The 13,500-nt window shown below is 68.1% G+C and carries 11 protein-coding genes and 1 pseudogene; 3 read left to right on the top strand and 9 right to left on the bottom strand.

Annotation, left to right across the window (positions count from 1 at the left end; genetic code table 11):
* Nucleotides 1-11 precede the first annotated feature (11 nt).
* Nucleotides 12-899 (bottom strand): hypothetical protein, encoded by an 888-nt coding sequence (locus tag ACQP0P_RS46675; protein WP_433369346.1) that lies wholly within the window; start codon nt 897-899, stop codon nt 12-14.
* 260 nt (nt 900-1,159) lie between these two features.
* Complete coding sequence (locus ACQP0P_RS46670; protein WP_433382454.1) at nt 1,160-2,128, bottom strand: zinc-binding dehydrogenase; 969 nt, start codon at nt 2,126-2,128, stop codon at nt 1,160-1,162.
* A 313-nt stretch (nt 2,129-2,441) separates the two neighbouring features.
* Here ACQP0P_RS46670 and ACQP0P_RS46665 point away from each other — a divergent pair, with 313 nt between their 5' ends.
* Nucleotides 2,442-4,607, top strand: coding sequence for a transglycosylase domain-containing protein (locus ACQP0P_RS46665; protein WP_433369344.1), 2,166 nt, complete (start codon nt 2,442-2,444; stop codon nt 4,605-4,607).
* A 39-nt stretch (nt 4,608-4,646) separates the two neighbouring features.
* Here the strand turns inward: ACQP0P_RS46665 and ACQP0P_RS46660 are convergent, their stop codons facing one another.
* Nucleotides 4,647-5,549: a TetR/AcrR family transcriptional regulator C-terminal domain-containing protein gene (locus tag ACQP0P_RS46660; RefSeq protein ID WP_433369341.1), complete on the bottom strand. Its 903-nt coding sequence runs from the start codon at nt 5,547-5,549 to the stop codon at nt 4,647-4,649.
* 141 nt (nt 5,550-5,690) lie between these two features.
* On the opposite strand from ACQP0P_RS46660, the gene ACQP0P_RS46655 reads away from it, so the two are divergent.
* Nucleotides 5,691-6,893, top strand: coding sequence for an FAD-dependent monooxygenase (locus tag ACQP0P_RS46655; protein ID WP_433369338.1), 1,203 nt, complete (start codon nt 5,691-5,693; stop codon nt 6,891-6,893).
* A 59-nt stretch (nt 6,894-6,952) separates the two neighbouring features.
* On the opposite strand, the gene ACQP0P_RS46650 is transcribed toward ACQP0P_RS46655, so the two are convergent.
* The 3 genes from ACQP0P_RS46650 to ACQP0P_RS46640 form a co-directional block, all read right to left on the bottom strand.
* The gene (locus ACQP0P_RS46650) at nt 6,953-7,849 is read right to left on the bottom strand and encodes a sigma-70 family RNA polymerase sigma factor (RefSeq protein WP_433369336.1); all 897 of its coding nucleotides are present in this window, start codon (nt 7,847-7,849) and stop codon (nt 6,953-6,955) included.
* A gap of 237 nt (nt 7,850-8,086) precedes the next feature.
* Entirely contained in the window at nt 8,087-8,359 is a 273-nt protein-coding gene (locus ACQP0P_RS46645) for a DUF6295 family protein (protein WP_433369334.1), read from the bottom strand.
* A 14-nt stretch (nt 8,360-8,373) separates the two neighbouring features.
* Complete coding sequence (locus ACQP0P_RS46640) at nt 8,374-9,117, bottom strand: dienelactone hydrolase family protein (protein ID WP_433369331.1); 744 nt, start codon at nt 9,115-9,117, stop codon at nt 8,374-8,376.
* A gap of 140 nt (nt 9,118-9,257) precedes the next feature.
* Here ACQP0P_RS46640 and ACQP0P_RS46635 point away from each other — a divergent pair.
* Nucleotides 9,258-10,449: pseudogene (locus ACQP0P_RS46635) on the top strand (RNA-guided endonuclease InsQ/TnpB family protein); the annotation flags it as partial.
* A 510-nt stretch (nt 10,450-10,959) separates the two neighbouring features.
* On the opposite strand, the gene ACQP0P_RS46630 reads toward ACQP0P_RS46635, so the two are convergent.
* The 3 genes from ACQP0P_RS46630 to ACQP0P_RS46620 form a co-directional block, all read right to left on the bottom strand.
* Nucleotides 10,960-11,355, bottom strand: a complete 396-nt coding sequence (locus tag ACQP0P_RS46630) for a hypothetical protein (RefSeq protein WP_433382532.1) — start codon at nt 11,353-11,355, stop codon at nt 10,960-10,962.
* A gap of 45 nt (nt 11,356-11,400) precedes the next feature.
* On the bottom strand, nt 11,401-11,925 hold the full coding sequence (locus ACQP0P_RS46625; protein WP_433369328.1) for a hypothetical protein: 525 nt from the start codon (nt 11,923-11,925) through the stop codon (nt 11,401-11,403).
* Nucleotides 11,926-12,793: 868 nt separating this feature from the next.
* A complete protein-coding gene (locus ACQP0P_RS46620) occupies nt 12,794-13,462 on the bottom strand; it encodes a GNAT family N-acetyltransferase (protein WP_433369326.1) in 669 nt (222 codons plus the stop codon).
* Nucleotides 13,463-13,500 lie beyond the last annotated feature (38 nt).

Genomic DNA, 13,500 nt, shown 5'->3' with positions numbered 1-13,500 from the left:
CCGGTCGACGTTCAACCCGCTCGCGCGATCTGGAACGAGTATGCCCCGGTCTTCGCCGTACCTGATCTGACCACGAGCGCATACCTGCCGTCTCCATTGGAGAGCGGGATGTCGAACTCGTATCCGCAGAGTGGGATGGGCTGCCGTGGGCCGGCGACGTTCTTCTCCGCGGCATCTGTGAGCTCCAGCTCGATAGCCGTGCACGCCCCGGCCCCACCGAGGATCTTGATGGCCGACGCGCCGTCCGCGTCGAACTCGAAGCGGTCGATGCGTCCTGGGACATCCAGCCGTCCCGCGCCGTCCGGGTTGCCCCCGCCGATCTGCAGGCCGATCGTCGCCGGGAACGTGCGGACCTTCACCGTCGCGATCCTGAGACCGTACGACCCGATGACGTTGGTGTTCCCGAAGACCTCCAGCCGGTGCCTGCCCGCCTTGGTCAGCTTGACGACCGAAGTGCCCCAGCTGAGAGCGATGCTGGACGGGTTGACCGGCAGGCCGTCGACCTCGGAGAACACCAGGAGCTGGATATCGTCACCGGTCATGTCGGTGATGTAGAACTCCCTGGTGTCGCCCAGGTCCAGGGTGAACTTGTCCCGCTGCCCGGCGCGGGTGAGCTCGGCCGCGACGGTGCTGCCGTCGACGAGGGTCCCACCCGGCTGCACAGCCGCCTGGGCCTGGGCCGGGTCGCCCGTCTCGGCCTCGGCCTCGGTCGGCTCGCTTTTCTCCGCGGGTGGGGTGGTCTCGGTGGCCGCCGTGCTGGTCACGCGTGCCGGAACGGGTTGATCGTTCTGGGGCGTGTCAACGCCGGCACCGCATCCGGTGATGGTCAGGAGTACGAGGGTCGCGCCGGCGGCGAGCCGGAGAGGCATGCTGAGGCGTCCGGTGGGGGAGGCTTTCATACCAGCCATTGTGTGAAGCCCGCTTGCAGCCCGCTTGCCGTCGTGCTCGTTAAGGACATTAGTGCGACGTTCCTTACCGGAAGTACAGATCCACCTTGGGCCCGGCATCAGGAAGGCAGACCCGACAATCCCAGGTTCCCTGCAGCGCGTTCGCAACCTCCGTTGAGGAACGGAGCATTAGCGGGGGAAGGGCCGTATCGGTCATGACCGAGTTGTCGGCCTGGTGGTTTGTGGTCAGGGACATTGTGTGCCGCGTGTTCTCAGATGAGCAGCAGCGACTTGCCGACCGTGCTGCGTTCCGCGAGTGAGGTGTGGGCGTCCCTCGCCTGGTCCAACGGGTAGGTCGCGCCGATGGCCGGCCGGATCCGTCCCTCCGCAGCCAACGCGAGTGCCCGCGTGAGCAGTTCCCGTACGATGGCCTGAGCGGGTGGTCCGGCCTCCAGCGCGTTGGTCACCCGGACCTGTCGCTCCTCGGCAGCCCGGGGGTCGATGTCGGCGAACCCGCCGCCTGCGGTGCCGTAGGTGACGAACCGGCCGGCTCTGGCCGCCGCCTCGAACGCCGCCCTGCCGAGATCTCCGCCCGCGCCGTCGAAGACCAGGTCGACTCCCGCGCCGCCGGCCGCCTCGCGTACCCGGCGCTCCCACCCCTGTTGCGAGTAGTCGACCGTGACCTCCGCACCCAGCTCGCGGGCCAGCGCCAGCTTGCGCTCGCCCCGGGCCGCCGCGACGACCCGGGCGCCCGCCTCGCGTGCCAGTTGCACCAGCAGCGAACCCGCCCCGCCGGCGGCGGCGGTCACCAGCACCCACTCGCCCTTCTCGATCCCCGCCACACGGGCGAGGTTCAGCGCGGTGACGCCGTCGTGCAGTACGGCCGCCGCCTCCCGAGCCCCCAACCCCTCAGGCACCTCCACCGTCTCCTCCACGGTGGCGACGATCTGCTCGGCGTAGCCGGTGGACGTCCTGGCGACGACGCGGCGCCCGACCCAGCCCGGATCCACCCCCTCCCCGACGGACAGCACCCGCCCCGCTCCGCCGCCGCCGGGTACGTACGGAAGTCGGCGGGGGAAGAAGTCCTGCCCCCAGCCTCCGCGCAGCAGCGTGTCGAGGTAGATGACGTCGGCGACGGTCAGTCCCACCACGACCTGTCCCGGACCGGCCACCGGATCGGGAACCTCCTCGTACACCAGCACCTCAGGACCACCGAACTCCCGCACCTGGATCGCGCGCATCATGACCTCTCCGTCTCGATCAGCCTCGTATGCGCAGCCTCGACCCTGAAGTTAAGTTGAGGTCAAGATGGAAATGGCGATCTCCTACACCAGGATGGCCGTTCAGCGGTGATCTGTCCGGAATGATCTCAGCCCCTCAACCTCCGACCCGGGATCGCATCGCGACCATCCTCGTTCACGGCCTCGGCGGGGTCCCCTAAGCTGTCTGTTCACGGGTGATCCAGAACTCTCCGGAGATAACCGGCACTGTGCACTATGTGAAAGAAAGCGCTTTATGTGCACAGAACAGAGTTAAAGCCTAGAATCTCCGCTTATGTCAGAACGGGGTAAGGGGAAGCCGGGGGCCGCGTCGAAGATCATGCGTCTTGCCGCCGTGGGGACGGCGGCGGGTGTGCTGGTCGCGGGGATCGCACTACCGGCCGTGGGGGGTGCGGGGCTCGGCATCGTGTCGGCGACCAACGGGTTGAACCTCAACCCCGAGGAACTCGTCGAACCTCCGCCGGCGGAGGTCACCGTCGTGCAGGACGCCAGGGGCAGGGAGATCGCACGGTTCTACGAGGAGTACCGCGAGGTCGTCAAGCTCGACAAGGTGGCCGAGGTCATGAAGACCGCGATCGTCTCGATCGAGGACTACCGGTTCTACGAGCACGGTGCGATCGACATCGAGGGCACCCTCCGCGCGTTCGCCAAGAACCTCCAGGCGGACGGGGTGAGCCAGGGCGGCTCCAGCATCACCCAGCAGTACGTCAAGCAGGTGCTGCTCAACTCCGCCGAGACCGACGCGGAGAAGGACAAGGCGCTGGAGGCCAGCTACGCGCGCAAGCTCAACGAGCTGCGCCACGCGATGGCGGTGGAGCAGAAGTACTCCAAGGACGAGATCCTGGAGAAGTACCTGAACATCGCCTACTTCGGCGCGGGTGCCTATGGCGTCGAGGCGGCGGCCAAGCGGTTCTTCGGCGTGACGGCGGCCAAGCTCACCCTGCCGCAGGCGGCGACGCTGGCCGGCGCCGTGCAGGACCCCAACGCCACCGACCCCAACCTGGGGGCGAAGCAGCGTGAGCGGCTGCTGAACCGGCGCAACGTGGTGCTGAACCGGATGGCCGAGCTGGGCAAGATCACCACGGCCGAGGCGGCCGAGGCGAAGGCCACCAAGCTCGGCTACAAGGGTACGAAGCTGCCCGGTGGCTGCGAGGCCGGCGACTATCCGTACTTCTGCGTCTACGTCCGCAACGAGATCCTGAAAAATCCTGACTTCGGGAAGACGGGCAAGGAGCGTCTGGCGTTCCTCAACCGCGGCGGTCTGACGATCAGGACCACCATCGACCCGACTATGCAGGCGGCGGCGGACCGGGCGATCAGGAAGTGGGTCAATCCCGCCGACAACCCGGTGGCGGCCGAGGCCCTGGTCCAGCCGGGCACCGGGGCGATCAAGGCCATGGCGGCCAGCCGGGCGTACGGTCAGCGCAAGGCCAGGAACGAGATCTCCTACAACGTCGTCGCGGACGCCGCGCACGGCGGTGGCGTCGGTTTCCAGGCCGGCTCGACCTTCAAGACGTTCACGCTGCTCAACGCGCTGAACAAGGGCATAAAGGTCGACGACGGCTTCAACGTCGGCGCCGGTTACCTCGCCCCGGGTTATTCGGCGTTCAAGAACTGCAAGGGTGAGAACATCGGTGACCCGACCCACACCGTGACCAACGACGAGGGCTCACCCGGCTGGCGGACCCTGCAGACCGGTACCTGGAGTTCGGTGAACACCTTCTTCATGACCCTGGAGCAGCACGTCGGGCTCTGTGACACGGTCAAGATCGCCAAGTCGCTGGGTATCCACCGCTCCGACGGGCTCGCGCTCCAGGAGTACGAGACGTTCACGCTCGGCATCAACGAGATGGACCCGGTGACCGTGGCGAACGCGTACGCCGCGATCGGCGCGCGCGGTAAGTACTGCGCGCCGATGGCGATCACCCGGATCACCGACCGCGACGGCAAGGTCACCGACTACGAGCCCAAGTGCCGTCAGGCGCTCGACCCCGAGGTCGCCGACGCGGCGGCGGACGTGCTGTCCGGGGTGTTCACCAAGGGCACGATGCGGGCGGTCGGCGGCATCGGCCGCGACGCGGCGGGCAAGACCGGCACCACCGACGGCTACGCCACCGCCTGGTTCGCCGGGTTCACCCCGGACCTGGCCGGCGCGGTCAGCATCGGCGACCCGCGAGGCTCGCAGAAGTACAAGCTGACCGGCGTCACGATCGGCGGCCGCTACTACGGCTCGGTCTTCGGTGGCAGCATCCCGGGCCCGATCTGGAAGGACACGATGCTGGCGGCGCTGAGGAACGTCGAGCCGACGTCGTTCACCCCGATCAACTCGGCACGGTTCGGCGGCTGCGGCCAGAGCTGCCGGCCCGCGCAGCCCCCGTCGAACGACGACGGCCCCGACAACAGCGAGGACGTGAACATCCCCCCTGGCCAGGACTACTGACGCGGCACAGGGATGCGGCGCCCCGAGCCCGGTTCCTGGTCACCGCATCTTCGACCGGGGGGCCTCGATGAACACCTCCAGGCCGTCCAGCAGGCGCCGCAGGCCGAACTCGAAGAGCGTGTCCAGGTCGAGAGAGTCGGGCGGGATGCTCGACAGCAGCGGGAATTCCGCCATGCGCGGGAGCACCGCCGAGTCGAGCCACTCCTGGTCGGTCATGCCGGTCTGCTGCGCGGCCTCGGTCTCGGCCTCCAGGTTGATCGCGGTTCCGCGTACGTAGTTGGCCACGGTGACGTACACGTGGACCATCGTGGCCGGGTCGAGGCCGAGGCCGTCCACCGCGCGCATCGCCCACTCGGCCTGGGCCATCGCGTTGGGCGTGGGCAGTGGGCGGGTGAACGAGGTGAGCTGGGCCAGCCAGGGGTGGCGGTGGTAGAGGGCCCACTGCGTCCTGGCGGTCAGCTCCAGCCGGGCCCGCCAGCCCGGTGGCGGCTCATCGAGCGCGCACTCGGCCAGCACGGTGTCGGTCATGAGCATGATCAGCTCCTCCTTGCCCGACACGTGCCGGTAGAGCGACATCGCCGAGACCTCCAGGCCGGTCGCGATCCGGCGCATGGACAGGGCCGCCTGCCCCTCGACGTCGGCGATCCCGATCGCGGCGCGCACGATCCGTTCCCTGGTGAGCTCGGGCACGGGCCTGCGGGAGGGGCCGGTGTCCGCGACGGCACCGTCCGCGACGAGGGTCCCGACGCCGGGTGCGACCCGCACGAGCCCCTCCCGGCGCAGGGTCGCCAGCACCTTGCCGGCGGTCGCCATCGCCACGCCCCACTCCTGGATGATCTGCCGGGTCGAGGGCACCCGGTCGCCCGGGCGTAGCCGCCCCGTCGCGATGCGCCGCCGCAACTCGGCGACGATCCGCAGGTACGGAGGCTCTGTCTCGTCCACTGTCCGCCCTCCCGGTGCCCTAGTGCACCATTTCCTCAACGACCTGGTCACATGCTGCTGTAATTTTGGTGCACTAGGGCATAATTTACAAGGTAAGCGCACTATGCGTACGGTATACGCATCGCCAAGCAGGGAGCGCTTATGAAGAGCATTCTGATCTCCGGTGCCGGTATCGCGGGGCACGCCCTGGCCTACTGGCTACATCGCCACGGCTTCACCCCGACTGTGATCGAGCGAGCCCCGGCTCCGCGCGCCCAGGGCCACACGGTCGACCTGCGCGGCGTCTCCGTCGACGTGGTCAGGCGGATGGGGCTCCTTGACGAGGTCCGACGCGCGGCCGTCGACTCCGGCGGGATGTCCTACGTGGACGCCACCGGCAGGCGCGTGGCCGACATGCCCGCCTCCTTCCTCGGTGGAAACGGCCTGGTCGGTGAGGTGGAGATCCTCCGCGGCGACCTGGTCGACATCCTCCACCGGGCGACCGGGGACGAGGCGGAGTACGTCTTCGACGACACGATCACCTCGCTGACCCAGACCCACGACGGTGTACGGGTCACCTTCGAGCGGTCCGCGTCGCGCGTCTTCGACCTGGTGGTGGGCGCGGACGGCGCGCACTCGGTGACCCGGTCCCTGGCCTTCGGCGAGGAGGCGCGCTTCGGCCGCGAGCTCGGCTGCTACCTGGCGTACTTCACCGCGCCCAACGTCTTCGGCATCCAGGACTGGGAGCTGTTCCACAACATGCCGGGCAGGAGGGTGGCGGCGCTGCGCCCGTCCCGGCGGGCCGAGGAGGTCAAGGTCCTGTTCGGCTTCGCCTCGAAGCCGCTCGACCACGGTGATGTGCGGAGGCAGAAGCAGATTGTGGCCGAGGTCTTCGCCGGAGCGGGCTGGCAGGTGCCCGCCATGCTCAGGGAGATGGCGGCGGCCACCGACTTCTATTTCGACGCGGCCACCCAGGTCGTCATGGACACCTGGTCCCGCGGCAGGGTCGTGCTGCTCGGCGACGCCGGATACAGCCCGTCGCCGCTGGGCGGCGGCGGCACCGGGCTGGCGGTGGTCGGCGCCTACGTGCTGGCCGGAGAGCTGGCCGAGGCGGGCGGGGACCATCCGGCCGCCTTTGCCGCGTACGAGCGGGAGATGCGCGGCTTCGTCCAGCAGAGCCAGAAGCTCCCGCCGGGCGGCGTCAAGGGCTTCGTGCCCAAGACGCGGTCGGTCATCCGGCTGCGCAACCTGTCGATCAGACTGCTACCCCACATGCCATGGGCCGGTCTGGTCGAGAGAATGGCCGACAGGTCCGACGCCATCACCCTCAAGAACTACGGCTTCGCCGCCACCCCGCGACCCTGAGCGTTCCGTACGGCCCCTGGGCCGCCTCTGGCTACATACCAGGCCCGGCCGCCCAAACCCTAGTGGTCCAGGCTCGCCGGGAGGCCGAACGCGCTGAACAGGCCGGGTGCTTCGAACACGTCCATCGCGGCGAGGAGGCCCGCCTCCGAGCGCAGCACGATCAGCACGAAGGGGCGGAACACGGTGTCACCGGCGCCGCGGACGTAGGCGGCGGCCGCCGGCTGGCGGTTCGCGGCCGTCGGCAGCATCCGCCACCGGCCGAGGGAGTGCATGTCCCGGCGCAGCGCCCGGGCGACCGCGGCCTTGCCGGTCCACTCGCCGATGCCGGGCTCGATGGTCAGCCGGACGTCCTCACGCAACAGGTCGACCAGGGCCTGCGGGTCGGCCCGTTCGTGCGCGGCGATGTACCGCTCCAGCAACTCGCGCTGCGCCGGGTCCGGTTCGCCAGCGGGTGACCACTCCAGACGACCGCCCGGCCACCGCTCGCGCAGCGTCGCCCGGGCCCGCTGCAGGGCGCTGTTGACCGCCGGCGTGGTCGTGTCGAGCAGCGCCGAGGCCTCGCTCGCCGGCCAGGACAGCACGTCGCGCAGGATGAGCACGGCCCGCTGGCGGGGCGGCAGCAGCTGGATTGCGGCGAGGAACGCCAGGGAGATCGTCTCGCGGCCGACGGCCATCGTGTCGGGGCCGGGGCGCTCGTCGAGCAACTGGTCCGGGTACGGCTGCGGCGGCGGGGTCGTGCGCCGCAGGGTGTCCAGGCACGCGTTCGTGGCGATGCGGTACAGCCAGGTCCGGGCGCTGGACCGCTCCTCGAACGTGTCCCTGGACCGCCACGCCCGCAGGAACACCTCCTGCACGTGGTCCTCGGCCGCGTCGAACGATCCGAGCATCCGGTAACAATGGACCTGCAGTTCATGGTGGTAGCGGCGGGTCAGGTCCGCGAACCTCGTGGCGTCCACAGCAATGTTCATACCTGTACCGACGAAAAAAGTCGGCCGAATCATCGGTGACATTCCGGCCGGAGTGCGTCTACCCGGGCATGACAATCGTTGAGGCGGACATCTCGATGTCGGTGGACGGCTTCGTCACCGGTCCCGACCTGGACACATGGCCCGGTTTCGGCAAGGGCGGCGAGCGGCTGCACGCGTGGCTTGAGCACGACGAGGGGCGGCGGCAGGACCCCCGCGAAACACGCCTCAGCGGCGGCCGGAGGCGAGTCCCGGAGGCGCCGCGGCCAGGGCCTTCTGGATGGCGTCGATCAGTGCCAGCGCCGACTCCTCGGTGAGCTCGACCGCGACCCGCGCCGAGGGGCCCTCGGCCGGGTTGGTGAAGTCGATGTTCACCGTGTGCTCGTGACAGGCATGGTAGGGGTGGTCGACGTAGACCGCGCCCTGGCTGAGCGTGAACCAGCCGGTGCCGCCCTTGCCGGCGCCGTCGAGTTCGATCTTCTCGGTGAGATAGGTGCACATGCTGGTCGCTCCGGTCAGGCGCTGAGGTGACGGCCGTAGAAATTGAAGATCTTCTTCCAGCCCTCCACCGCGGCGGCGGGCCGGTACGCGGGCCGGTCGGTGGCGAAGAAGGAGTGTCCCGCGCCCTCGAAGGAGTGGAACTCGTGCTCCTTGCCCAGCCTCTCCAACTCGGCCTCCAACACCGCGACCTCCTCCGGCCCGGGGAACCTGTCCTCGGCGCCGAACAACCCCAGCAGCGGGCAGGACAGGTCGGCGGCCATGGAGATCAGCGGCTTGTGCTGGAGCGGGAACTCCGCGGGCGGGGTGTTCACCACGAAGGCGCCGTAACAGTCCACCGCCGCGTCGATCCGGAGCGAGCAGGCCACCAGGAACGTCTGCCGCCCGCCCGAGCAGAATCCGATCACACCGATCCTGCCGTTGGCGTGGTCGAGGGAGTTGAGGTACGCCGCAGCCCTGGCGACATCCCCGACGAGCTGCTCGTCCGGGACCCCGCCCTTGGCCCGCACGGCGGCGGCCTGGTCGTCGGGGCTGACCCCGGCCCCCTCGCGGGAGTACAGGTTCGGGCAGATCGCCGCGTACCCGCGCGCCGCGAACCTGCGGACGATCTCCTTGGTCGCGTCGTCGTACCCGGGCAGGTGGTGGATCACCACCACACCGCCGCGCGGCTCTTCGCCCAGCGGCCGGGCCAGGTACGCCTCCAACTCGGCCTGCTCGTGCCCGGTGATCGTGACCGTCCCGGCCCATATCGCGTCGTTCATCTAATAACTCCCGTGGATACCCCGGCCTTCAGGCCGGGGAGGAAACGGGAGCGGGAAGGCGCTCTAGCGCCTGAGCGTGCCTGGACCCGCACGACCCACCCCACCCAACACTTAACTGATCTTGCAGTAGGGTGTGAAACATGGCGCAGATCGTGAAGCGGGCATTCAAGTTCCGCTTCTACCCGACGGACGAGCAGGCAGCGGAGCTGTCTCGCACGTTCGGCTGCGCCCGCCTCGTCTACAACAAAGCCCTCGAACACCGCACCCGCGCCTACACCCAGGAAGGCCGCCGCGTCTCCTACGTGGAGTCCTCGGCCGCGCTCACCGCGTGGAAGAAGACCGAGGACCTCGCGTTCCTGTCCGAGGTGTCCTCGGTCCCGCTCCAGCAGGCGCTTCGCCACCTGCAGGCCGCGTTCTCCAACTTCTTCGCCAAACGCGCGAAGTACCCCACGTTCAAGTCCCGTAAGAAGTCCCGGGCGAGCGCCGAGTACACCCGTAGCGCCTTCCGATGGAAGGACGGCCGGATCACCCTCGCGAAGATGAACGGGCCACTGGACATCGTGTGGTCGCGTCCGCTGCCCGAGGGGGCCGAGCCGTCCACGGTGACCGTGTCGAGGGACGCGGCCGGGCGCTGGTTCGTGTCCCTGCTGGTCGAGGAGCGCATCACCCCGCTCCCCCGGCCGCGAGTACGGTTGGGGTGGACGCGGGCCTCACCGCCCTGGTCACCCTCTCCACCGGGGAGAAGATCGTCAACCCCGGGCACGAGCGGGCCGACCGCAAGCGCCTGGCCAAGGCTCAGCGCAGCCTCGCCCGCACGGAGAAGGGGTCGAACAACCGGCGGAAGGCGAAACTCAAGGTCGCCCGCGTCCATGCCCGGATCGGTGATCGGCGCCGTGATCACCTGCACAAGGTCACCACTCGTCTCGTCCGTGAGAACCAAACGGTCGTGATCGAGGACCTCACCGTGCGCAACATGGTGAGGAACCACAGCCTGGCCCGCGCGATCTCGGATGCGAGCTGGCGTCGGATGCGGTCCATGCTGGAGTACAAGGCCGCCTGGTACGGGCGGGAACTCCTCGTCGTGGACCGCTGGTTCCCCTCCTCCAGGCTGTGCTCGGCGTGCGGGGCGATCCAGCGGTCCATGCCGTTGGGCGTCCGGGACTGGGTGTGTGCCTGCGGCGCCGCCCATGACCGGGACGTCAACGCCGCGAAGAACATCCTCGCCGCCGGGCTGGCGGAGAGGTAAAACGCCTGTGGAGCCGGTGTAAGACCTCAAAGGGGATTTCTCCTGGCGGGCGACTGGCGGTGAAGCAGGAACCCTCACGGGCGACCGTGGGAATCCCCCTCGTTTACGAGGGGGAGGATGTCAAGTCGCTGTCTCCTCGTGCTCCGCCGGAACGGGCGCGGAGTCCGGATCCGTCAGGTGCCTGGAGCCGATCTTATTCAGCGGCCTCGCCGCGCCGTGTAACCGGGAGACCTCCTCAGCAGCGGCGGAGTCCGGCCACAGGTCCACCAGACGCGATCGTCGACGACGACCGCTTACCCAACTCTGCTGCCACATCGGTGCCTGGAGAATCGTCTTTCTGTTTCGTCGAGGCCGGAGGTGCCGAAGCTTCAGGCCGCCCGGCGAACGGCCTCGGAGTAAGAGCGGCCGATTCACCCGGCCGAAGCCTGGCCTGGAGCGGGCCGGTGGACGATTTTCCTGGTGGAGCGGCCGGGGAAGAGCACGAACAGGTGCTCCTCGGCTTCCCCCTCAAGGGAGACGCCTTCGGCTCACTGGCCGAGCGAGCCAAAGGCATCGTGCGCACTTCGGGGTTAGCCTCTCCGGCCGCCACCGGACGGCTAGTTGTTGTCGCCCTTCCACGCCGAGCAGGTGTTGTAGCCGGCGTCGTCCACGCACACGCGGTAGGAGATGGCGAACCGGCCGGTCTGCAGGTTGAATCCCTTGGTGGTCCCGCAGCCGCCGGAGTTGTACTTCTGGTCCGGGTCGGGGTCACCGTTGATCGCGTACTCGACGTACACGTCGTTGGCGTCGCACTTGGCGTCGTACACGTCGAACCACGCTTTGTTGGCGTGGGTGCCGTTCGAACGGTTGAACCAGGCCTCGGCCGCGCGGGTGCCGTTGGTGTTGACGATCGCGCTGGAGGAGGCCGCCGCCTGTGCCGGTCCGGTGACGGTGACCATGGCGAGCCCTAGCACGGACAGGATCGTCATGGCTCTTCTGGGTAGGTTGCTCATCGAGCTCGGCTCTCCTTGATTCTGTTCATGGGACGTCCGGCATGACTAATTGCGATCTGTCTTCCAGCCTGAGCAGGTGTCATTGAGGATGGTCGAGTTGTCCACGCAGACGCGGTACTCGATGTTGAAGGCGCCGGTCTGGAGATTGATGCCCGCCGTCGTGCCGCAGCCGCCGTCGTTGGTATCGGTCCGGGCTCTAAACTCACCGTTGATCTTGTATTGGACGTAGACCGGGGACGCGTCGCACTTCGCGTCGTACAGGTCGATCCACGCCTTGTTGCTGTGCGTGCCATTGGAACGGTTGAAGAACGCCTCGCCGGCCCTCGTCCCGCTCGTATTGACGATGGCGCTGGACGAGGCCGCCGCCTGAGCCGGGATCGCCAGGCTCACCGTGCCGACCGTGACCAGCGAGAACACCCCAAGGGCCGTTCCTGCGCGTTTCCAGATCCTTTTCATCGTCACCTTTCTTAGCTCCCCCGAAAGGGAGGTGCGGTTGGTCCGAAAAGATGCCAGGGAGCCGACGATCGTGGGCGCGCGAGATATCCCCTCGGCGCACACCAGCCAGATCAATGCGCGCAGCCAGGGGCGAACGATGATAGAACACCGACTCCTTCCGGCCGCGATAGCCGGCCGACGAGTTACCCCCACTGAACGACACCGCAGACGCCATCGTGTGACGTCTGGGTTAAACACCACCCGTCATCCTGTCTTCGGCTGACCATAACCGACGGATCGGTTTGATTCAATAAATTCCAGCCTCACGCAACCGCCCCTCAGGGTGAGCTTTCCAACCCCCGTATCTCCCCAAAAAGAAGATGCCTTTGGCCCGCTGGTTAAGCGGGACAAAGGCATGGGCACCTCAGCGGCGAGCCTCTCCGGCGCTGGTTACTCGACTGTACGCTCCTTCACTACATATATCGACCTGGCGGCACCCTATAACCTTATAGGTTCCCAAGATCCCGGCTAATCGGTGATCATTGTCCAGGTTCCGTGCGGTCCAGATGCGGACCGGGATCGGCGTCGTAAACGTCAAAAGACCCGTTGGTCGCCAGTCGGGCATCGCGACATTGTCGCTGTTCGCTGTTGGACGGTAGACCCCTCTACAAGGGAAAGGAAAGAAATGCGTCCATGAATCGCATGTCTCTCACCGTCCTGCGTGACGGGGATCGCGGAAACCGCATTCACGGTCGCTCCTGCCCATGCTTATCCGACCGACTGTTCTGCGGAGCCGCCTCGCGGACTGCCTACATCGCGGCCTGCCAGAAGGGGACACGTTCCTATCGGGCGGTCGCTTTCTGTGATTGTCCCGGCGGCACCTACGGATCGGTGTAAGGCAGCTGGGTGTACATGCCGTCCCGTTCGTATTCGACGGCATACTGCCCCAATAAATCCGTGTATGGCGGACAGGGCGTTTCAAGCGGGGCGTGCGGGGCTCTCGTTACGCGTCCGCCGGGTTCGGTTCGGGGATGTACGCGGGCGTGAGCACTTCACACAGGGTCCATCCCAGGGTGCGGTAGAGCGCGAGGCCGTCCGGTGAGGCGCCCAGGACGCCGGTCGTGGCGCCCTGCTCGGCGGCGGCGTCGCCGAGCGCGGTCATCACGACGCTGCCCAGGCCCCGGCGGCGGTGTGCCGGATCGGTCAGGATCTGGTCGGCCACGGCTGCCGGGCCGGCCACTCCCATCCGGCCGCTCGCGGCCGTCGTTCCGTCGGCGTCGTGTATCCGTACGGTCGTGATCCCGCCGGCCGTCGCGGTGTGCAGCGTGTAGCCGTCCGGAGCGAGCGCGGTGGCCCGGCGCAGCGGCACGGTCATCAGGTACTCCGGCTCGCCGACGGTCCAGGCCGGGGTGAGCAGGGGCACCACCCGCTCGGCGGGCGCGGAGGTCTTGATCCAGGTGCCGGGGGCAGTCCTGGTCAGGGCCAGTTCGGCCACCTGGTCGACGTCGAAGAGGATGTAGCGGACGCGATGTCCGGGCAGTCCGACATCCAGCCGGAATCCCCCGGTCACCTTGATCGGGGGCCGTACCGAGCGGGAAACGGCCCAGCCACCGACCCAGGCCCGGACCACGTCGGGCACAGCGGTGGGCTGCTCCTGATCGATCACGCTCATGTACGTCCTCCTGAGGGATGGCTTCCTGCCCTCGACAG

It is taken from the genome of Streptosporangium sp. CA-115845, from assembly GCF_050943795.1.
Taxonomy (GTDB): Bacteria; Actinomycetota; Actinomycetes; order Streptosporangiales; family Streptosporangiaceae; genus Streptosporangium.
Note: the sequence above shows the minus strand (reverse complement) of the source record. Positions and strands in the feature narration are given on the sequence as shown.